The sequence below is a fragment of the Hamadaea flava genome (genome assembly GCF_024172085.1).
Classification (GTDB): domain Bacteria; phylum Actinomycetota; class Actinomycetes; order Mycobacteriales; family Micromonosporaceae; genus Hamadaea; species Hamadaea flava.
This window is the reverse complement of the sequence record NZ_JAMZDZ010000001.1, coordinates 8,836,992-8,857,602: the sequence shown is the minus strand read 5'-3', so window position 1 is coordinate 8,857,602 and position 20,611 is coordinate 8,836,992. Positions and strand designations below refer to the sequence as shown.

Here is a 20,611-nt window from a genome sequence, read left to right as displayed (position 1 = left end):
GGAGAACTTCAGTCGAAGCTGGCGTAGTAGGCCGCGGCCATGTCCTCGTCGGCGTGGCCGGACTCGGCGGCCCGCCGTAGCCGTTCCGCGCTCGCGGCCGCCACGTCGAGGCGTACGCCGTTCTGCTCGCCGGCGCGCACGATGAGCCCGGCGTCCTTGGCGGCGGTGGCGACGGCGAACGAAGCGGGGCTGAGCCGATCGGTGCGGATGAGATCGGCCTTGACGTGCGCGTACCCCATGTCGAGCGGCCCGCCGTCGATCGCCTCGAAGAATCCGTCGGGGTCGACGCCGAGCGCGCCGGCCAAGGCCAGCACTTCGCCGATGGCGTTGGTGGCAGCCAGCACCCAGCTGTTGACCACGAGCTTCAACCGGGTGGAGGCGCCGGCTGCGCCGTCCTCGCCGGTCCACATCGTACGCACGCCGACGGCGTCGAAGATGGGGGCGACGAGGTCCCGGGCACCAATCGGACCGGCCGCGAGGATCAACAGTTTGCCGGCCTCGGCCGGCTGGCGCGTACCCAGGACGGGGGCGTCGTAGAACACCAGCCCGTGCTCGGTGGCGAACTCGGCCAGTTCGGCGACTGCGTCGAGGGCCACGGTGGTCGACTGGATCCAGACGGTCCCAGGCCGCAGCGCGGTGGCCGCCTGGCGCATCACCGCCGCCACCGCGGAGTCGTCGAAGAGCATCGTCAGCACGACGTCGGCGTCCTGCACGGCTTCGGAGGGCGACTCGGCCACCAGTACGCCGTCGGCCGCCAGCGGCTCCGCCTTGTCCCGGCTCCGGTTCCAGGCCCGCACGGCATGCCCGGCGCGTGCGAGGTTGCGGGCCATCGCCGCGCCCATGATCCCAGTGCCCAGCACTGCGACAGTCGTCTTGTCGGTCATGATCCCGATCATGGCACGGCTCGGTGAACCCGGCGATCGGCCGCTTCTCCGGCGCGGTGACCGGCCGAGGAGGGACAATGGGAAACGGGGTGCTGATCATGGTCGACCGTTGGTTCGGCGAAGCCGGCCGCACGAACGCCGAGGATCTGCTCGATCTGGAGCTGGAACCGGACTTCGCGTCGGAGCACAGCCACTTGTCCGTGGCCGACCGTGACTTCGGTCCCGAGGGGCGGCCGGATCATGAGACGCCCCGCGGTTACGGCGGCGCCGACTGGAACTACCACCACCGCCTAGTCGTCTGAGCAGTCCGGCGTCTGAGCAGTCCGGCCGGTCAGCTCTCGTCGGTCTCGGCGCGATAGCCGCTCGGGGTGAACCCGAGCCGTTCCCGGAACTCGCGGGTGAGGTGGCCGTGGTCGGCGTACCCGAGTTCGGTGGCGATCTCGGCGAGGCTCACCCCGGGTCCGGTCCGGACCCGCTCGGCGGCCTCCTGCAGTCGACGGCGGCGGATCATCTCGGCTGGACTCAGGCCGACGTATCGGGTGGCCAGGCGGTGCAGCGTACGCGGGGCCACGTGCATCCGCGCGGCGGCGTCGTCGAGCGTACGCACCTCGGCGTCGCCGTCCAGCAGCTCGGCCAGCTCGTTGGCCTGGCGGCCCTGGTCGCTGACGTTGAGCGCGTTTTTGGCGAACCAGGTCGAGAACACCTCGATCGCGGTGGCATGCCGTTCGTCCCGGTCGGCGGCCGTCATGGCTTCGACGACCGCTTCGTGCAGGTCGGGAGCCTCGAACGGGGCCACGGTGTCGCGCAGATCGCCGGGCGCCGCCGTGAAGGTGGGCATCGCCGCCGGGCGTAGCAGCGCGCCGACCGCCCAGCCCCGGCCGGTCAGGTCACGGTAGGACGCCCGCGTCGTCGGGCCGGACAGCATGACCAGCTCCGGCTGCACGACCAGATTGCTCGCCGGAAACGACACGATGTGCTGCCGTGAGACGCGGCCGGGCGCGATGTCCCATTCGGGGATCCAGAACCAGCGGACCAGCTCGGCGATCGGCTCCGGCGCGGGCAGCCGATGGAAGTCCGGCAGTCGTGCCGGGTAGAGGATGCCGCGGTCCTTGCTGGTCACCCGCCGAGCCTACCGGGACCGGGAGCCGTGGCCCGGCAGCCGGAGCAGGCCGCCGACGAAGCAGGCCGCAGACGAAGCAGGTCAGGTGAGCCAAGCTGGCGGGAATCTCCAAGCCGCCCACCCCCGCCCACGCCTAGCGTCGAGGGCATGAACGGTCAGTACACCACCAACGGCATTCCCAACGGCCACACCAGCCTCACCCCGTTCCTGGCAGTCCCGGACGCGGGCAAGGCCGTGGCCTTCTACGAGGAGGTCTTCGGCGCGAAGATCGCCGACGTGACGGAGATGGGCGGGGTCGTCGTGCACGCCGACCTCGACTTCGGCCACGGGCATCTCCAGCTGGGCGAGCCCACCCCGGCGTATCACCTGGTCGCCGGCCCCGCGGGCGACGACGACTGCTACTCGATGGGGCTCTACTGCGCCGACGCCGACGCGCTCGTCGCGCGGGCTGAGGCGGCCGGCGCGACGGTACGCGAGCCGCTGATGACCTTCGTCTCGGGTGACCGGTACGCCTCGATCCGCGACCCGTTCGGCGTACGCTGGACGATCATGACCCGGGTCGAAGACCTCTCGCCGGAGGAGAGCGCCCGCCGCGTCGCCGAGTGGGCGGCACAGCAGCAGGGCTGAGCCCGACGGGATCATCCCGGTAGCGCTTGACCGCCGTCGCCGGTACCACCGGCGACGGTGCACGCGTGGGCCGACTCCGACGGGGCCTCGCAACGCTGTCGTCTTCCGTACGCTGACGCCGACCGGCAACCATCGACACCGGTTCGCGCGTCTGGCATCTCGGCGCGTGAACTGTCACGGCGGAACGGGATGTGGGATGACCTCGAACGAGCAGGCGCAGGACGGCGCGGAGCAGACCGACTCGAAGAGCGGCGGCCGACGGCGCAGGCGAGGGCTCAAGGTGCTCGCCGCGTCGGTCGCGACGCTGGTCGTCCTGGTCGGCGGCGGACTGATCGGCGTTTCGTACTACGTGGACAGCGTGGACGTCCTGGTTCCCGAGAACTTCCACCCGGCCCAGGCCACCGCGATCATGGCCGCCGACGGCAAGACGCAGCTCGCGCAGCTCGGCACGGTGAACCGGGTGGACGTGCCGATGGCCGCCCTCCCCGAGAAGGTCCGTAACGCGCTGATCGCCGGGCAGGACAAGGACTTCTTCGAGGATTCGTTCCGGGGCTCGGAGCTGACCCACCTGTATGTGCGGATCGCCGTCGCCGCCGAGATGGGCTCGGCCCGGGAGACGGTGCTCGCCCGCAAGCTGGAGGAGCGCTACGACAAGCTCTCCATCATGGGGTTCTACCTGAACAGCGCCGACTTCGGCCGGGGCGCGGTCGGGGTGGAGACCGCCGCGCAGGCGTACTTCGGCAAGTCCGCCAAGGATCTGACCTTGGCGGAGGCTGCCGTGCTCGGCTCGGTGCTCAAGCAGCCCTACGACAGCGGCGGCGGGCTGAGCCCGTTCGATCCGGAGGCGCACCCGGCTGACGCCAAGGACCGCTGGGGCTACGTGCTCGCCAACATGGTCGGGCAGTGGATCACCGCCGCGGAGAAGTCCACACTGGAGTTCCCCACCTTCCGGGCGTACGCGACGGTTACCCCGTCCGCCGAGTGGGGTCTGCGTGTCAAGCCCGGTGAAGGCGTGGGCCGCGCGACCGGCAACGTCGTGAACCACGTGTACGAGGAGCTCAAGGCGCAGGGCATCGAGCCGGCCGACCTCAGGTCCGGCGGCTATCGGGTCACCACGACGATCGATCCCGAGGCGCAGCGGCTGCTGGAGCAGGCGGCACGGCCGGACCTGAAGGGCTCGGAGCTCTATGGCCGCACCGTCGTACGCGACACGAACGGCAAGGTCCAGCAGGATCTGGAGGCGGCCGGGGTGGTCCTCGACCACACCAGCGGCGCGGTGCTGGCGTACTACGGCGGCCTCGACGCCATGGAGCTGGACCAGGCGGGCGTCAACACAGCCGACCGCACTCTCATCGGCGGGCATCCGCCGGGCGGCACCATGAAGGTGTACACGCTCGCGGCGGCCCTGGAGGCGGGCGCGTCATTGCAGTCGCACTGGAAGGCCATGCCGTTCACGACCGACGACAAGATCAAGGTCGGCAACAGCGGCGTACCCAACACCGCTTGCAGGGACTACTGCACGCTGGAGGACAGCTTCGTGAAGTCCTTCAACGTGCCGTTCTACTGGATCGCCCGGCAGATCGGTCCCGGGTCGGTCGTCAAGATGGCGTACCAGGCGGGTGTCAAGTGCATGTGGAACGTCGACGGCAAGGAGATGATCTCCGACGGCCGGTTCCAGGACCCCACCGACCGAAGCCCGTTCGACCGGCAGGTCGGTTACGGAAAGTACCCGATCACGGTGCTGGACAACGCGGCCGGCGTCGCGACGATCGCCAACGGCGGGATCTACAACAAGCCGCACTTCGTGGCGAAGGTCGAGAAGAAGGACCCCGCCACCGGCGAGTACGTCGTGGTGCAGAAAGCGGGCGTGAAGCTCGAACCCCAGCAGGTGATGCGCCGGACGGTCGCCGACGACGTCACGTACGCCATGACCCGGGCGGCCGCCGACCGAAACTGGGGCGCCACGGTGGGCGGCCGGGAGATCGCCACCGTCGGCGGCGCGTGGGAGGGAACGAGACTGGACGCCTCCGGCCAGCCCGTCCCGACCGCCGACAACTCTGACGCCTGGCTCGTCGGGTTCACCAAACAGATCACGGTCGCGGTGTGGGCCGGCAACGCGGCGGGCACGTATCCGGTGATCGACCCGAAGACGAAGGCTTCGATCACCGCGTCGGCGTCGTTCCGGATCTGGTCCGGCGTGGTCTCCGGCTACAGTGTCGCCAGGCAGCTGCCGAAGGAGAAGCTCCCCGGGCCGGCACACGTCGGCCGCGACGATTTCCCTCTCTCCAACGGGGTCGCCCCTTAGCCGCGGCGACCCGGCGGGCGCGAAAGGACGCGATGACCTGGTACGAGCCGGACGGCCAGCGGATCTACTACGAGGACGCCGGTCGCGGCGACGCCGTCGTGCTGATGCCGGGTTGGGGCGGCAGCGTGGTCGACCTGCGCCGGCTGCACGCCGAACTCGCCGCCGGGTTCCGGGTCATCGCCGTCGACCTGCCGGGTTCCGGAAGGTCGCAGCCGCAGCCCCGGCGTTACCCGCCGACGTACTACCTGGACGACGCCCGGCTGCTGCTCGGGTTGCTCGACGAGCTGGGCGTCGAGGTCGCCCATCTGGTCGGCTTCAGCGACGGCGGGGAGGAGGCGCTGCTCATCGCGGCGCTGCAACCGGCTCGGGCGTTGTCGGTGCTGACCTGGGGCGCCGCCGGCCAGATCGTGGCGTCCCCGGAGTCGCTCCGCGGACTGGCAGACCTGCTGGACGATCCGCCCGACGAACTCAAGCCGCTGGCCGCGTACCTGGCCGAGAACTACGGCGTGGCCGAAGCCCGGATCATGGCGAGCAGCTGGGCGGCGGCGATGACCGCCATCATCGAGACGGGCGGCGACGTCAGCCGGTCCCGGGCAGCTCAGATCACCTGTCCAGCGCTGCTGATCGCCGGGACCGGCGATCCGTTCTGCCCGCCGGACCTGGTTCGCCAGATGGCCGACGCCCTGCCGCGCGGTCGCTTCGTGGAGATTGACGGCGGACACGACCTGCATCTGTCGCACGGCCGCTGGCTGGCGGCCACCATCGCCGGCTGGCTCGGCGATCACTGACCTCCGGCCTAAGCGGTGCCCGCCGCCTTCTTGACCAGTTCGGCGATCCGCTTCTCGTCGGCGGCGGTGAGCTTGGTCAGGGCATAGGAGGTCGGCCACATGCCGCCCTCGTCGAGCTGCGCGGCCTCCTGGAAGCCGAAGGTGGCGTACCGCGTCTTGAACTTGGCCTTGGCCTGGAAGAAGCAGACGACCTTGCCGTCCTTCTTGTACGCGGGCTGCCCGTACCAGGTCTGCGGGGCCAGTTCCGGGGCGTGCTTCTTGACGATCGCGTGGATCTTCTCCGCCATCGCGCGGTCGGTGCCCTCCATCTCGGCGATCTTCGCCAGCACCTCGGCCTCGGCGTCGGCGCCCGCCTTGGCCGCCTTCATCTCCTTGGCGTGTTCCTTCATCGCCGCGCGTTCTTCGGCGTTGAAGCCGTCGTAGGACTTGTCGGCCTTGGTCGCCTTCTTCGCAGTGGCCATCGTTCGGCTTCCTCCCTGTGCATCTTGCTTCTGTCGAACCTAAGGCTAGGGAGGGTGCCGGCGCGGCGGCTTCTCCGAAACTGATCATTGCGCCGGCCAGGCGGCATCAACGGGCATTTCGCCGTCCGACACAGCATGGCCGGCGCAACGATCACGCTCAGCGGAAGGGCTCAGGGCTTGGGGTGGGTGAGGAAGAAGTCCCAGGTGATGGTGGTGGCGGAAGGTCCGGCGGGGTCGCCGTAGAGGCTGCACGCGCATCCGCCCGGGTACGCGTGCCCGGCGCCGTCGATCATGTACTGCTCGACGAGGGACTGGCCGGACGCGGTGCGGTAGGTCAGATGGGTGTAGGTGCGGCCGCCGGGCACCTGGGCGTACTGGACGGCGTCGGCCACGTTGTCGGTGTGGCCCACGGTGGTCCACTGCCCGGCGATCCGGTACGCCGTCGACGGCGGGACGACGATGTCGGCCGTGCCCTGCCAGATGACGACGGGCACCGGCCGGGCGCGGCTGCCCATCTCGGCCAGCGCGTCGAGGCCGGCCTGTTCCGGCGTACGCAGTTGCAGGATGTCGCACTCGTATTCGCAGCCGGCGAGGATCGACGCGGAGGCGTACAGGTCGGGGTAGGTGACGGCCATGATGTTGGCCATCACGCCGCCCGCCGAGACGCCGGTGACGAAGATCCGCTTGGGGTCGACGGTGTAGGCCGACTTCATCCGGTTGGTGATCCCGGCGATGATGGCCGGTTCGCCCCAGCCGCGATGCTGGTTGGTGGGCAGCGTCCAGTTCCAGCAGCCGGCCGGGTTGGCCAGGTTGTTCTGGTCGGGGAACACCACGATGAAGCCGCGCCGTTCGGCCTCGGCGCTCCAGCCGGACAGCAGGTCGAAGCCGACGTCGTTCTCGGTGCAGCCGTGCAGCGCGACCAGCAGCGGCATGGGCGTGCCCGCCCGGTACGCCGACGGCACGTAGCCGTGATAGTCGCGGGAGCCGAAGAGGCTGACGTACGCGCCGGCGAAGTAGGAGCCGCTCGCCGCGTGCGCGGCCGGGGGCACGACCACGACGCCGAGCAGGCTCAGCAACAGGGCAAGGGTCAGGCGGAGGGTGCGGGAGCCGAGCCGGAACCAGGTGGGCGCGGCCAGGGACGGGGTTGACATGTGCGCCTTCCTCTCGATTACGATCTACCAATCGATTGGTTGGCAGCACTATGGCCCCAGCTTTGGCAAGATGTCAACCAATCGATCGGTACGGAGTTTGGGAGCGCAGAAATGGCCACCACCCCGCGCTGGGAGCCGCGTCGGCTCAGCGCCGTCAAGGTCGAGCTGCCCGAGGGCGTGACGCCCGGCGGCACGCGCGGCCGCATCCTGCTGGGCGGGTTGCAGCTGTTCGCCGAGCTGGGCTTTCACGGCACGTCGATCCGCGACCTCGGGTCGGCCGCCGGGATCAACTCGGCGACGCTCTACGCGCACTACCCGTCCAAGGAGCACATCCTGGCCGAGCTGGTGCTGCTCGGCCACCAGGCCATGCACGAGCGTCTCCAGCAGGCCGTCCTCGACGCGCCGGCCGGACCGGCCGAGCAACTGCGCGCGCTGGTGACCGCGCACGTCTACGTGCACACCGACTTTCCCCTGCTGGCCCTGGTGGCCAACGCCGAGCTGCACGCGCTGTCCCCCGCGCAGGCCGCCCCGTCGCTGGCGCTGCGCGAACAGACCCAGCAGCTCGCCCTCGGCGTCGTCCAGCGCGGCATCGACGCCGGGGTGTTCCAGGTGCCCGACGCGTACCTGGCCACGGCGGCCGTCAGCGCCATGGGCGTACGGGTGGCCAGCTGGTTCGGGCCGGATCAGCCGTACCGCCGCGAACAGATCGCCCAGTCCTACGCCGACTTCGCGTTGCGCGTCGTCGGCGCCACCTCTCCGGCATCCACCTCCCCGGCATCCACTTCTCCGGCAGACAAGGAACGCTGACATGCAGCCACTGGACATCGCACTGCCCGGCTCGGCCGGGGCGTTGCGCGTACTGCGCTTCGGCGACGGCGACAACCTCGTCGTGGCCGCGCACGGCATCACCGCTTCGGCCATGTCGTTCGCCGCGGTCGCCCGCGCGCTGCCCGCCGGCTGGAGCCTGCTCGCGGTCGACCTGCGGGGCCGCGGGGGCAGCGACCACGCCCCCGGTCCGTTCGGCATCGACCAGCACGCGGCGGACCTGGCCGTCGTCGCTTCCCAATTCGGTACGCCGATGGTGCTGGCCGGCCAATCGCTGGGCGCGTACGCGGCGCTCCGGGCGGCGGTGCGCACCCCGGAGCTGTTCACCCGGTTGGTGCTGGTCGACGGCGGGCTGCCGTTGCCGGTCCCGGTGGGCGTCGACCCGGACGCCGTGCTGGAGGCGACCGTCGGACCGGCCATCGCCCGGCTGAAGACGACGTACCCGTCCGAGCAGGCGTACCTCGAGTTCTTCCAGCAGCATCCAGCGCTCAGCGCGGCCTGGAACGACGACCTGACCGCGTACGTGCGCTATGACGCGGTCGGCGAGCCCGGCGCGATCCGCTCGCGGGTGAACCCGGAGGCGGTCTACGCCGACGGCCGCGACCTGGTGGTGCACGCGGCGTCGTTCGGCGACGACCTGGCCGCCCTGACGATCCCGGCGACCCTGCTGTACGCGCCGCGCGGCATGTTCGGCCAGGAACCGGGGCTGCTCCCCCAGCCGGTGGTCGATCATTGGACGGCGGCGACCTCGCTGACGTCGCAGCTGATCCCCGACTGCAACCACTACACGATCCTGACCGATCCGAAGCCGGCCGAGACGATCGCGCACGCGATCACCGGCGGCGAGTGAAGGAGGAGCACGCATGACCAACCTCGCCGAGAACCTGACCGCGTCGGCCGCGAAGTTCCCCGACCAGATCGCCGTGAAGCTCGCCGACCGTACGCTCACCTTCGCCGAGCTGGACGACGCCGCCGCCCGGGTCGCCGGCTACCTGCGGCTCACCGGCGTCCAGCCGGGCGATCGGGTCGGCCTGATGCTGCCGAACGTGCCCGAGTTCGCGGTGCTGTACTACGGCATCCTGCGCGCCGGCGCGGTCGTCGTGCCGATGAACCCGCTGCTCAAGGCCCGCGAGATCGACTACTACCTCGACGACTCGGGCGCTTCGGGGATGTTCACCTGGCACACCTTCGCCGAGGAGGCGGCCCAGGGCGCGCACCGGGCCGACAGCGTCAGCCTGATCATCGAGCCGGAGCGGTTCGCCCGCGAACTGTCCACCTATGACCCGGTGGCGGAAGTGGCCGGGCGCGCCGGGGACGACACCGCCGTCATCCTGTACACGTCGGGGACGACGGGGCGGCCGAAGGGCGCCGAGCTGACCCACGACAACCTGAGCCGCAACGTCGACGTCACCGCGCGTACGCTGCTCGGCCTCGGCCCGGCCGACGTCGTGTTCGGCGGGCTGCCGCTGTTCCACTCGTTCGGCCAGACCGTCGCACTCAACACGGCCGTGGCCGTCGGAGCGACCTTGGTGCTCATCGCCCGGTTCGAACCGAAGGCCGCGCTGGATCTGCTCGCGACCGAGCACGCCACCGTCTTCGCGGGCGTGCCGACCATGTACGGCGCGCTGTTGCAGGCCGCCGCCGACACCGGCATCGAGCTGCCTGACCTGCGGATCTGCGTCTCCGGCGGCGCGGCGCTGCCGGTCGAGCTGCTGCACCGGTTCGAGGCCCGGTTCGGCGTGGCGATCCTGGAGGGCTATGGACTGTCGGAGACCTCGCCGGTGGCCTGCTTCAACCACCCGGACCGGCCCCGCAAGGCGGGCACGATCGGCACCCCGATCGCCGGGGTCGAGATGAAGGTCGTCAGCCCGCCCGGGGAGGACGGCGTACGCCACGACCTCGGCGACGACGAGGTCGGCGAGATCGCCATCCGGGGCCACAACATCATGAAGGGCTACTGGCAGCGTCCCGAGGAGACCGCCGAGGCCATCGTGGACGGCTGGTTCCTCTCCGGCGACCTGGGCCGCCGCGACGCCGACGGCTACTACTCGATCGTCGACCGGGCCAAGGACATGGTCATCCGGGGTGGCTTCAACGTCTATCCCCGGGAGGTCGAGGAAGTCCTCTACGAGCATCCGGCCGTCGCCGAGGCGGCGGTGCTGGGCATGCCGCACCGTACGCACGGCGAAGAGGTCGTGGCGGTCGTCGTGCTGCGGCCGGGCGCCACGGCCACCCCGGACGAGCTGCGCGAGCACGTCAAGGGGCAGCTGGCGGCGTACAAGTATCCGCGGCATGTCTGGATCGTCGACGAGCTGCCGAAGACGGCGACCGGCAAGATCCTCAAGCGCGAGATCACCGTGCCGCCGGTCGCGGAATAGGACCTCCGACGGCCGCCGCAGCCTCCGTCCGGCGGCCGCCGGACGTATCCTTCAGCTGCGAGGACTCTTTCCGGCGTCGGGTGTGGAGGCTGCGTGGCGGCGATCGAGCAGGCCGATCCGAGTCCCAACCTCGCCGCGGGCCGGGCCGCCGCACAGGGACATGCGTGGGCCGACTGCTACGCACTGCTGTCCCGGGCCGCCGAAGCAGGTCCGCTGCGCCCCGAAGACCTGTCCCTGCTCGCCACGGCCGCGTACCTGCGCGGTGAGCTGCCCGTCTGCGTGGACGCGCTGCGGCAGGCGTACGAGTGGAAAGTCCGGGAGCAGCACCCGCGCCAGGCGGCCCGCGCCGCGTTCTGGGCGTCGTTCGCGCTGGGCAACCAGGGCGAGATCGGCCAGGCGAGCGGCTGGCTGGCGCGAGCCGAGACGCTCCTGGCCGCCGAGCCGGCCGACTGTGCCGAACGTGGGCTGATGCTGGCGGCGTACGCCTTCCGCAGCAACACGGCGGGTGACTTCGAGCAGGGGGCAGCCTTCGCCCGGCAGGCGATGGAGATCGGCCGCCGCACGGGTGATCCCGATGTGCAGGGCCTGGCGCTGACCCAGTGTGGCGGCGCGCTGGTCAGACTCGGCCAGGCGACGCAGGCGGTTCCGGTCCTCGACGAGGCGATGCTGGCCGTCGTGAGCCGCGAGATCTCGCCGATCGCGGCCGGGACGGTCTACTGCGTCGTCATCTCGATCTTCAGCGAGATGGCCGAGATCCGCCGGGCGCAGGAGTGGACCGACGCGCTGACCGGCTGGTTGGACCAGCATCACAACCTGATCGTGTTCTCCGGACGATGCCTGGTGCATCGCGCGGAGCTGCGCCAGCTGCACGGCGACTGGCCGGGAGCCGTCGAGGAGGCCGAACGTGCCTGCCATCGCCTGTCCCGATCGCCCGAAGTGGCCTCCAGCGGCGGCGCGCGCTACCAGCAGGCGGAGGTGCTGCGCCGGCAGGGCGACTACGCGGCGGCCGAGCAGGCGTACCGGGCGGCCGGCGAATGGGGCCATGAACTGTGCCCGGGGCTGGCGCTGCTGCGGCTCGCCCAGGGCGACCCGGCGGCGGCACGGTCGGCGCTGCGGCGGGCCCTCGGCGAGACCACGGACCGCCTGCGCCGCGTACGCCTGCTGCCGGCCCAGGTCGAGGTCGAACTGGCCGCCGGTGACGTGGTGACCGCCGAGGCGGCGGCGACCGAGCTGGCGGCGATCGCTGATCAGTTCGCGGCTCCGGCGCTACGCGCCCAGGCTCATCACGCCCGCGGAGCGTTGCTGCTGGCCGAGGACGACGCGGCGGCCGCTCTGACCGAGCTACGTTCGGCCGCCCGGCTCTGGCGGGACCTCGACGTGCCCTACGAAGGGGCCCGCGCGCGGGTCCTGATCGCGCTGGCCTGCCGAGCGCTGGGCGACGAGGACACCGCCACCCTGGAACTGGCGGCGGCGGACGCGGTCTTCGCCCAGCTCGGCGCAAGGCCGGACCGGGCGCGGGTGGCCGACCTCGGCCGCGTCCCGATCCCGCCGTCGCACGGTCTGACCCCGCGCGAGCTGCAGGTGCTGAGGCTGGTCGCGACCGGGCGGACGAACAGCGCCATCGCGCGGGAGCTCTCGTTGTCCGAGAAGACCGTCGAACGGCACCTCAGCAACGTCTTCACCAAGATCGGCGTGTCGTCCCGGGCCGCTGCCACGGCGTACGCCTTCCAGCAGCGGTTGATCGACCCATAGGGTGCGGGAAATCCCCCATCCGAGTCCCGCCGTGCGTGCGGGATTCTGCCGAAGCGCGCGTACCCGGGTCGCTCATAGCGTCGAGGCATGAGTACGAACCATGTCGAGACGCTGATCATCGGAGCCGGCCAGGCCGGCCTGGCCACCGGCTACCACCTGCGAAAACTGGGCCGATCGTGCCTCATCCTGGACGACCACGACGAGGTCGGCGAGGTCTGGCGGCGGCGCTGGGACTCACTGCGGCTGTTCACCCCGGCCCGCTACGACGGACTGCCGGGCATGACCTTCCCCGGCCCCGGGTTCGCCTTCCCGACCAAGGATCAGATGGCCGACTACCTTCAGGCGTACGCCGAACGGTTTCAGCTGGACGTGCGGACCGGCGTACGGGTCGACGCCCTGTCGCGGGACGGAGACGGCTTCCTCGTCGACGCGGGCGCCCGCCAGTTCACCGCCGACAACGTCGTCGTCGCCATGGGCAACCAGCAGCAGCCGAAGCTGCCCGCGTACGCCGCCGAGCTGCATCCGGGCATCACCCAGCTGCACTCGATCGCGTACCGCAACCCGGGGCAGCTCCAGCCCGGCACCGTCCTGGTCGTCGGGGCGGGGGACTCCGGCGCCGAGATCGGGATCGAACTCGCGCGTACGCACAAGGTCGTGCTCGCCGGCCGCGACACCGGGCACCTGCCGTTCCGGGTCGCCGGGCTGCCGAGCCGGCTACTGCTGAGCCGGATCGTGCTCCGGCTGGTCTTCCACCGGCTGCTGACGGTGGCGACGCCGATCGGCCGCAAGGCTCGGGCCGCCGCCCGCGCCGGCGGGGGGCCGCTGATCAGGACCCGGCCATCCGAGCTGGCGGCGGCCGGGGTGATCCGGGCGCCGAAGATGACCGGCGTGCAGGACGGCCTGCCGGTGCTCGCCGACGGACAGGTGATCACCGCCGACAACGTCGTGTGGTGCACCGGCTACGGGCCAGGCTTCTCGTGGGTGAACCTGCCCGTGCTCGACGGCGACGAACCCCGGCACGAGCGTGGCGTCGTGCCGGAGGTCCCCGGGCTCTACTTCACCGGCCTGCACTTCCAGTACGCGTTCTCCTCCGGCATGGTGCAGGGCGCGGGCCGCGACGCCGAGCACGTGGCGAAGGCGATCGCGGCCCGCTCCGTCACCGTGCCGGTTCACCAGGGCAGGGTGCCGTTGACGTCGACGTAGCCGCCGGTGGGACCGTCCGGTCCCAGGCAGGCCATCCGCACGATGATCTCGGCGCCCTGCGCCACCGTCTGGTGGCCGGTGTTGCCGTTGAGGTCGGTCTTGGTGAAGCCCGGTTCGACGGCGTTGATCCGGACCCCCGGGTACGCCTTGGCGTACTGCACGGTGATCATGTTCAGGGCGGTCTTCGACGCCGGATACGCCACCCCGGGATACGCGTACGCCGGAGTGCCGGGCGCGGTGACGCGGGTCAGCGAGGCCAGGCCGCTGCTGACGTTGACGACGACCGGGGCCGCCGAACGCAGCAGCAGCGGCAGGAACGCGTGCAGGACGCGTACCGGGCCGAAGACGTTGGTCTCGAACGTCTGGCGCATCATCTCGGCGGTGAGTCCGTCCGCGCCGACGACGCCGCCGTCGTGCATCTCGACCTGGGTTCCGGCGTTGTTGACCAGCACGTCCAGTCCCCCGTCGGCGGCGATGCGCTGGGCGGCGGCCGTGACGGAGGCGTCGTCGGTGACGTCGAGCTGGACGGTGCGTACGCCCAGCTCTTGGGCAACGGCGAGGCCCCGGGCGGCGTCGCGGCTTCCGATGTAGACGGTGTGGCCGGCGTCCTTCAGGCGGCGGGCGGTCTCGTGGCCGAGGCCCTTGGTCCCGCCCGTGATCAGGGTGGTTGTCATGATCACGAGGCTAGAATTGCGAGCGTGCTCGAAGTCAAGGGCCTGACCATCGCCGAGGCGGCGCGGCGTACCGGGGTCAGCGTGCACACGCTGCGGTACTACGAACGCGCCGGGCTGGTCGTCACGGTCGGGCGAACCGCCACCGGGCGGCGGCGCTATCAGCAGATCGACCTGGACTGGATCACGATCTGCACCCGGTTGCGCGCCACCGGCATGCCCATCCGCACCATCCGCCGGTACGCCGAACTCGTGGCCGCCGGGCGGGGCAACGAGAAGGAACGGCTGGCGCTGCTGGAGTCGCACCGCGCCGAGGTCGCCACTCAGCTGGACGAGCTGCGACAGAACCTCGCCGCCATCGATCACAAGATCGACGTCTATCGGGACCGGGTCGACGCCGGGGACACCGACGGGCTCTGGGAACCCGGGGCGGGCTGAGCGGGCGCCGTGGCCGCCAGCAGGCGCAGTGCGGCGTCCGACGGCGTACCGGGGGCGGCGGTGTAGGTGATGATGCGGCTGCCGTTGCCGTCGGGCAGGTGCAGCAGTTCGAAGTCCAGCTCGAGCGGGCCGACCTCGGGATGCCGGAACTGCTTGGTGCCGGTCATGCAGTTCTGCACCGACTGCCGGGACCACAGCCCGGCGAAATCCCGGCTCTTCACCGACAGCTCGCCGACCAGTTCGGCCAGCTCCCGGTCGTCGGGATAGGTGCCGGTGACCAGCCGCAGCGAGGCGACCGCGCGGGCGGCCTCCTCCTTCCATCGTGGATAGAGGTCGGCGGTGTGCGGGTCGCAGAACAGCATGCGGGTCAGGTTGGGCCGATCGGCGATCCGGTCCGGCGCGTCGAAGTCGTAGTGTCCGGCCAGCAGCAGATGGCCGAGCCGGTTCCAGGCGAGCACGTCGCTGCGCCGGTCCATGACGACCGCCGGGACGCCGGACATCGCGGCCACCAACCGGCGTACGCCAGACCGGGCGGTCTGCGGGCGCGGCGGCCGGGGACGCCGGCCGGGCCGCGGGCGGGCCAGATTGTGCAGGTGAGCGCGTTCGTCGTCGGACAGGTTGAGCGCCCGGCCGATCGCGTCGATCACCGACTCCGAGGCGTTGGCGCTCTGCCCCTGCTCCAGCCGCGTGTAGTAGGTGAGGCTGACCCCGGCGAGCTGGGCGAGTTCCTCGCGGCGCAGGCCCGGCACCCGGCGAGCGCCGTACGAGGCCAGGCCGACGTCCTGCGGGGACAGCCGGGCGCGGCGGCTGCGGAGGAACTCGCCGAGGTCGGTGCCGGTCGTTTCGCTGCTCATGATCACAGTGTGCCTCGCGATGGCGGGCGCTGCCTGTCCCTGTCAGTGATAGGCAGCCGCTGACCAGCCAGATCGCGGTCTGGCACGGGCTCTTGGTCCGCCGCAGAGTGAATCGCATCCCGATCATCACTGCGGAAGGACACGATCGCCATGGCGGTCATCGACCAGATCCAAACGACGGCCCCGGCCGTGCAAGCGGACACGGCGGCGCTGGGCCGCCGGGACCGGCTCACCCTGCTCGTCCTGTTGACGGCTGGATTCACCCTCGCCGTCGACTTCTCGATCCTCAACGTCGCGCTGCCGGTGATCGGCGCGGACGTCGGCCTGCCGCTGCACGCCTTGCAGTGGATCGCGACCGCCTTCGCACTGTGCGCCGCCGGGTTCACGTTGCTGTTCGGGCGCATCGCCGACCTGTTCGGGCGGCGTCGGCTGTTCCTGGGCGGGATGGCGCTGCTGGGCATCTCGTCGCTGGCCGGGGGGCTGGCCACCACGCCGGGCGTACTGCTGACGGCGCGGGCATTGCAGGGCCTGGCCACCGCCGCCGTCACCCCGGCCGCGTTGTCGCTGCTGACGACGTCGTTCGGCGAAGGGCCGCGCCGGGACAAGGCGCTGGGTCTCAACGGCGCGCTCACCGCCGCCGGGTTCACCACGGGCGCGATCCTCGGCGGGGTCGTGACCGACCTGCTCAGCTGGCGGTGGGCGTTCTTCATCAACGTCGTCGTGGCCGTCGTGGTGCTGCCGATCGCCCTGCGCGTCCTGCCGGAGAGCCGCCCGGCGGTCCGGCCGTCGCTCGACTTGTCCGGCGCGGTGACGGTCACGCTCGGGCTGCTGGCCTTGGTGTACGGGTTGACCACCGCCGGGCAGACGTCCTGGGGTGATCCGCGGGTGGTCGGCTCGCTCGCGGCCGCGGTCGCCTTGCTGGCCGCGTTCTGGGCGATCGAACGGCGGCACCGCCAGCCGCTCGTGCCGGTCGCGGTGCTGCGGCGGCCGACAGTGGCCTGGGGCAACGTCGCCGGGCTGCTGGCCTTCGCCACCGAGACGTCCCTGGTCTTCCTGCTGACCCTGTACCTGCAGGACGTGCTCGGCTACTCGCCGCTGGCCGCCGGGTTGGCGTTCTCGGTGCTCGGCGCGGGCACCGTCGCCGGCGGACTGCTCGGCCCACGGATCATCGGCCGGGTGGGCGCCAAGACCGGCATCGTGGCCGCGCTGCTGGTGCAGGCCGCCGCCACGATCCCGCTGGTGTTCCTGGGTTCGGAGCCCGGATGGATCGGTCTGCTGCTGCCGGTGACCTTCCTCGGCGGCGTCGCCAACCTGGTCGCCATCGTCGGCTTCATGGTCACCGCCACCTCCGGACTGCCGGACGCCGAGCAGGGTCTGGCCACCGGTCTGACGACGATGAGCCAGCAGGTCGGCATCACGCTCGGCATCCCGGTCATGTCCGCGGTCGTCGCCGGTTCGCTGGGCAGCCGCACCGGTTCCGGCGCGATGCTGGGCGCGGTCACGACCGCCATCGCGGTCAACGCCGCCCTGTGCCTGGTCGCGGCGGTCCTGATCGGGGTCTTCCTGCGTACGCGGACGCGGCGCGACGCCTGACGGAGTCGTCCAAACCGATCGAGCCCGGTTCTCACGGCGCGCCACGCCGCAGGGAGCCGGGCCGGTCGCGCACGCCGTTCCGGTCGAACTCGGACCCCGCAGCCGATGCCGCGGCACGCCGACTTGACGGCTTCGGCATGATAGGCCGGTGACTTCGAGCGGCCAGGACGGCACCGACGCCCTCACACCGGTGGCAGTGCTAGACGACAAGGGCAGAATCCGGATCGGTCGCGATCCGGGTAACGACATCGTGCTGCCGGACCTGTGGGTCTCCGGCTCGCACGCGGAGATCAGGCGCGTCGGCGCTGGTCATCAGCTGGTGGACCTGGGTAGCACCAACGGTGTCCACCACAATGGACGGCGCGTGCAGAAGGGCGATCTCAAGCCGGGCGACCGGTTCACCGTCGGCCGGCACGAGTTCCTGTACGACGGGTCCCGGCTGTACCAGCACGACGACCAGGGCCCGACCTCCTTCGTGGCGGACGACATCACGGTGGATGTCGGCAAGGCGACACTGCTGGACGACGTCAGCTTCGCGTTGCAGCAGGGCACCCTGCTCGGCATCATCGGGCCGAGCGGCTGCGGCAAGTCCACTCTGGTCAAGGCGATGACCGGCTTCCAGAAGCCGTCGCGCGGCGGGCTGCTCTACGACGGGCGTGACCTGTACGAGCACTATTCCGAGCTCCGCCACCGCATCGGCATGGTGCCGCAGGACGACGTGCTGCACCGGCAGCTGTCCGTGCAGCGGGCGCTGCGGTTCTCCGCCTCCCTGCGGTTCGCCGACGACGTGCCGCGCAAGCAGCGCAAGGAGCGCGTCGGCGAGGTGCTGGAGCTGCTGGGCCTGAGCGAACGGGCCAAGCAGCGCATCGACACGCTGTCCGGCGGCCAGCGCAAGCGCACCTCGGTCGCGCTGGAGCTGCTGACCGAGCCGTCGCTGCTGGCCCTCGACGAGCCGACCTCGGGCCTGGACCCGGCCCTGGACAAGGAGGTCATGCGGGAGCTGCGGCTGCTGGCCGACCGTGGGCGTACCGTCGTCGTGGTCACGCACAGTGTGCTGCACCTGGACATCTGCGACCGCGTCATGGTCATGTGCATGGGCGGCCACATGGGCTTCTTCGGGCCGCCGGACGAGGTGCTGCCGTTCTTCGGCGCCGAGGACTACGCCGACGTCTTCCACAAGGTCACCAACGAACCGCGGCGCTGGGCGCAGGAGTTCCGCAACTCCGAGATCTACCGCCGCTACATCGGCGAGGTGGCGGAGGAACTGGCCCGCGTCGGCGACGCGCGCAAAGAACTGGTGACGGTGGCCGCCGCTGCGGTGGAGGAGCCCGTCGAGGCCGAGCCCGCCGAAGTGGAACCCGTCGCCGTCGTGGCCGATCCGCCGGTGCCCCGGCAGGCGGGCGCGCCGGAGGCCGAGACGACCCGGTTCGCCGATGCCAGCAAACCGGCGCAGGCCAGTCCTACCGGCGTACAAGATCTGTCCATGAAGGATCGTGCGCGGCATCCGCGCGCGCCGCTGCGGGCTTTCGTGACGCTGTGCTGGCGGATGCTGGCGGTGATCGCCTCGGACCGGGGGTACGCCGCGTTCCTGCTGGGATTGCCGTTGGCGCTGGCGGTGCTGAGCCGGGCGGTGCCGGGTGACAAGGGGCTGAGCGCGGACCCGGAGGGGTTCGCGCTGGAGGGGCAGCGGCTCATCGTCGTGTTCGTGATCGGCGCGGCGTTCATGGGCGTGGCGGTCGCGATCCGGGAGATCGTCAACGAACAGTCGATCTACCGGCGGGAACGGGCGATCGGCCTGTCCCCCACCGCCTACCTGCTGTCGAAGGTCATCGTCTTCCTGGTCATCGACGCGATCCAGTGCGCGATCTTCGTCTACCTGGCGATGTTCGGCCGGCCCAAGCCGCCCGCGGCGCTGGTGTTCGGCGATCCGATGATCGAGATCACGCTGGCGGCCACGCTGGTCGCGGTCGCGTCGACCTCGATCGGCCTGTTGGCCAGCGCGTTGGTACGCACGACGGAGCAGACGACGCCGATCCTGGTCGTCAGCGTGATGTTCCAGCTGGTTCTGTCGGGTGGCCTGTTCGAGATCACCGGCCAGCGGGCGCTGGAGATCATCTCGACGATCGACCCGTCCCGGTGGGGGTTCGCCGCGGGGGCTGCCACGACCAACCTGGTCGGGTTCCCGTTCCCGGAGGCGATCTGGGCCCCGACCGCGTTCAACTGGTGGCGGGCGGTGCTGGTGCTGCTCCTGCACATCGCGGTGCTGCTGGTGGCGGCGCGGTTCGCGCTACGACGCTTCGAACCCGGCCGCAACTAGCGCCTTTCGGCGCTCGCACGTTAGGAACTGGATCAGGGTTCTGGGTCGAATCTTGGGTCAAGATTCGACCCAGAACCCTGATCCAGCACGGAACCAGCGCGGCATCCACTAGTTTGATCGGCATGCCCGAATTGCCGGAGGTCGAGTCCGCCCGCCAGGTCATCGACCGGTACGCGCTCGGCCGGGTGATCGCCGAGGTCGACGACTCCGACACCTACGTGTGCCGGCCGCATACGCCGGGTGAGATCCGGTCGGCGTTGCTGGGCCGGCGGCTGTCGGCGGTCCACCGGCGCGGCAAGAGCATGTGGTGCGAGACCACAGGCGTCGGGCGTACGCGTAAGCCGGGTCCACTGCTGGGCTTCCATCTGGGGATGTCGGGCAAGATCGTGGTCGCCGACCGGCGGGGGTCCGAGGTGGACGGCGGCGACTACTGGGAACGCGGTCGCAAGCCCGGCGACCTGCGGTTCGCCCGGTTCCGGCTGACCTTCGCCGACGGCGGTCACCTGGCGCTGATCGACCCGCGCCGGCTGGGCCGCGTACGCCTCGATCCGCCGGTCGAGAAGCTCGGCCCGGACGCCGCCGTCGTCACCCGCCCGGAGTTCCAGTCGGCGATGAGTCGAGGGACGATTGCCGTCAAGGCCCGCCTGCTGGATCAGGAGGCGCTGGCGGGAGTCGGCAATCTGCTGGCCGACCAGGCGCTGTGGGCCGCCCGGATCCGCCCGTCCCGGCCGGTCGACGAGCTGACCCCCGACGACGTCGACCGGCTCTACGACGGCGTACGCGAATCGGTGGCCGACAGCCTGGCCGACGGCGGTGTCCATACGCTGTCGTTCTTTCCCGCTCGGCGGGCCGGGGGCGTCTGTCCGCGCTGCGGAGCGGCGTTGCAGGTCGGCGTGGTGGGCACGCGGACGACCTGGTGGTGCCCGGTCGAGCAGGTGTGATTCAGGCGCGCCGGGTCAGCTGGGTGAGCACGCCGGACACCTGCAGGATCGTCTGGACCATGCCGCGTACGTTGACGACGTAGAGGGCCCGGCCGTCCTCGCCCGCTTGGCGTTGCGCCGAGACCAGCGCGCCGATGCCGGCTGAGTCGCAGTAGGTCAGTGCGGCCAGGTCGAGTTCCACGACCTCGGCGGGCGCTTCGCGCACGGCCTGCGCGAGCAGCGCCTTCGATTCCAGGTCGAGCTCGCCGGCCAGGGCGACCCTGGTGATGGCGGCATCGCCGGAGATCTCGACGCTCAACATCG

At 71.0% G+C, this 20,611-nt stretch carries 20 protein-coding genes; 13 read left to right on the top strand and 7 right to left on the bottom strand.

The features are described 5' to 3' along the window. Positions 1–8: 8 nt before the first annotated feature. Positions 9–896: an NAD(P)-dependent oxidoreductase gene (locus tag HDA40_RS41165; protein ID WP_275978412.1), complete on the bottom strand. Its 888-nt coding sequence runs from the start codon at positions 894–896 to the stop codon at positions 9–11. A gap of 65 nt (positions 897–961) precedes the next feature. On the opposite strand from HDA40_RS41165, the gene HDA40_RS41160 reads away from it, so the two are divergent. Next, complete coding sequence (locus HDA40_RS41160) at positions 962–1,186, top strand: hypothetical protein (RefSeq protein ID WP_253763514.1); 225 nt, start codon at positions 962–964, stop codon at positions 1,184–1,186. Between the two features lie 29 nt (positions 1,187–1,215). Here the strand turns inward: HDA40_RS41160 and HDA40_RS41155 are convergent, their stop codons facing one another. Continuing rightward, positions 1,216–2,004 (bottom strand): helix-turn-helix transcriptional regulator, encoded by a 789-nt coding sequence (locus HDA40_RS41155; protein ID WP_308197813.1) that lies wholly within the window; start codon positions 2,002–2,004, stop codon positions 1,216–1,218. A gap of 147 nt (positions 2,005–2,151) precedes the next feature. Between HDA40_RS41155 and HDA40_RS41150 the strand changes: the two genes are divergently transcribed. From HDA40_RS41150 to HDA40_RS41140, 3 genes are all read left to right on the top strand, one after another. After that, the gene (locus tag HDA40_RS41150) at positions 2,152–2,631 is read left to right on the top strand and encodes a VOC family protein (protein WP_253763513.1); all 480 of its coding nucleotides are present in this window, start codon (positions 2,152–2,154) and stop codon (positions 2,629–2,631) included. A 196-nt stretch (positions 2,632–2,827) separates the two neighbouring features. Beyond that, positions 2,828–4,936, top strand: a complete 2,109-nt coding sequence (locus tag HDA40_RS41145) for a transglycosylase domain-containing protein (protein WP_253763512.1) — start codon at positions 2,828–2,830, stop codon at positions 4,934–4,936. 32 nt (positions 4,937–4,968) lie between these two features. Continuing rightward, positions 4,969–5,724: an alpha/beta fold hydrolase gene (locus HDA40_RS41140; RefSeq protein WP_253763511.1), complete on the top strand. Its 756-nt coding sequence runs from the start codon at positions 4,969–4,971 to the stop codon at positions 5,722–5,724. Between the two features lie 8 nt (positions 5,725–5,732). Here HDA40_RS41140 and HDA40_RS41135 read toward each other — a convergent pair whose 3' ends face one another. Both HDA40_RS41135 and HDA40_RS41130 read right to left on the bottom strand, forming a co-directional pair. After that, complete coding sequence (locus HDA40_RS41135) at positions 5,733–6,185, bottom strand: iron chaperone (RefSeq protein WP_253763510.1); 453 nt, start codon at positions 6,183–6,185, stop codon at positions 5,733–5,735. A 170-nt stretch (positions 6,186–6,355) separates the two neighbouring features. Then, on the bottom strand, positions 6,356–7,336 hold the full coding sequence (locus HDA40_RS41130; RefSeq protein ID WP_253763509.1) for an extracellular catalytic domain type 1 short-chain-length polyhydroxyalkanoate depolymerase: 981 nt from the start codon (positions 7,334–7,336) through the stop codon (positions 6,356–6,358). A gap of 111 nt (positions 7,337–7,447) precedes the next feature. On the opposite strand from HDA40_RS41130, the gene HDA40_RS41125 reads away from it, so the two are divergent. From HDA40_RS41125 to HDA40_RS41105, 5 genes are all read left to right on the top strand, one after another. Then, a complete protein-coding gene (locus HDA40_RS41125) occupies positions 7,448–8,143 on the top strand; it encodes a TetR/AcrR family transcriptional regulator (RefSeq protein ID WP_253763508.1) in 696 nt (231 codons plus the stop codon). A 1-nt stretch (position 8,144) separates the two neighbouring features. Next, complete coding sequence (locus tag HDA40_RS41120; RefSeq protein WP_253763507.1) at positions 8,145–9,011, top strand: alpha/beta hydrolase; 867 nt, start codon at positions 8,145–8,147, stop codon at positions 9,009–9,011. 13 nt (positions 9,012–9,024) lie between these two features. Next, on the top strand, positions 9,025–10,539 hold the full coding sequence (locus HDA40_RS41115) for a long-chain-fatty-acid--CoA ligase (RefSeq protein WP_253763506.1): 1,515 nt from the start codon (positions 9,025–9,027) through the stop codon (positions 10,537–10,539). A gap of 93 nt (positions 10,540–10,632) precedes the next feature. Further along, positions 10,633–12,291, top strand: coding sequence for a response regulator transcription factor (locus HDA40_RS42420; RefSeq protein WP_253763505.1), 1,659 nt, complete (start codon positions 10,633–10,635; stop codon positions 12,289–12,291). Between the two features lie 87 nt (positions 12,292–12,378). Beyond that, complete coding sequence (locus HDA40_RS41105) at positions 12,379–13,494, top strand: flavin-containing monooxygenase (protein WP_253763504.1); 1,116 nt, start codon at positions 12,379–12,381, stop codon at positions 13,492–13,494. Here the strand turns inward: HDA40_RS41105 and HDA40_RS41100 are convergent. After that, the gene (locus HDA40_RS41100) at positions 13,461–14,168 is read right to left on the bottom strand and encodes an SDR family NAD(P)-dependent oxidoreductase (RefSeq protein WP_253763503.1); all 708 of its coding nucleotides are present in this window, start codon (positions 14,166–14,168) and stop codon (positions 13,461–13,463) included. The two genes, HDA40_RS41105 and HDA40_RS41100, sit on opposite strands and share 34 nt — an antisense overlap. 24 nt (positions 14,169–14,192) lie before the next feature. Between HDA40_RS41100 and HDA40_RS41095 the strand changes: the two genes are divergently transcribed. Next, on the top strand, positions 14,193–14,603 hold the full coding sequence (locus tag HDA40_RS41095; protein WP_253763502.1) for a MerR family transcriptional regulator: 411 nt from the start codon (positions 14,193–14,195) through the stop codon (positions 14,601–14,603). Here HDA40_RS41095 and HDA40_RS41090 read toward each other — a convergent pair. Continuing rightward, complete coding sequence (locus HDA40_RS41090; protein WP_253763501.1) at positions 14,543–15,457, bottom strand: helix-turn-helix transcriptional regulator; 915 nt, start codon at positions 15,455–15,457, stop codon at positions 14,543–14,545. The genes HDA40_RS41095 and HDA40_RS41090 overlap by 61 nt on opposite strands. Before the next feature lie 150 nt (positions 15,458–15,607). On the opposite strand from HDA40_RS41090, the gene HDA40_RS41085 reads away from it, so the two are divergent. From HDA40_RS41085 to HDA40_RS41075, 3 genes are all read left to right on the top strand, one after another. After that, on the top strand, positions 15,608–17,050 hold the full coding sequence (locus HDA40_RS41085) for an MFS transporter (RefSeq protein ID WP_253763500.1): 1,443 nt from the start codon (positions 15,608–15,610) through the stop codon (positions 17,048–17,050). A gap of 148 nt (positions 17,051–17,198) precedes the next feature. Further along, positions 17,199–19,367, top strand: a complete 2,169-nt coding sequence (locus HDA40_RS42415) for an ATP-binding cassette domain-containing protein (RefSeq protein ID WP_253763499.1) — start codon at positions 17,199–17,201, stop codon at positions 19,365–19,367. Positions 19,368–19,489: 122 nt separating this feature from the next. After that, on the top strand, positions 19,490–20,308 hold the full coding sequence (locus tag HDA40_RS41075) for an Fpg/Nei family DNA glycosylase (protein ID WP_253763498.1): 819 nt from the start codon (positions 19,490–19,492) through the stop codon (positions 20,306–20,308). Between the two features lies 1 nt (position 20,309). Here HDA40_RS41075 and HDA40_RS41070 read toward each other — a convergent pair whose 3' ends face one another. Further along, a complete protein-coding gene (locus HDA40_RS41070) occupies positions 20,310–20,609 on the bottom strand; it encodes an STAS domain-containing protein (RefSeq protein ID WP_253763497.1) in 300 nt (99 codons plus the stop codon). Positions 20,610–20,611: the final 2 nt, after the last annotated feature.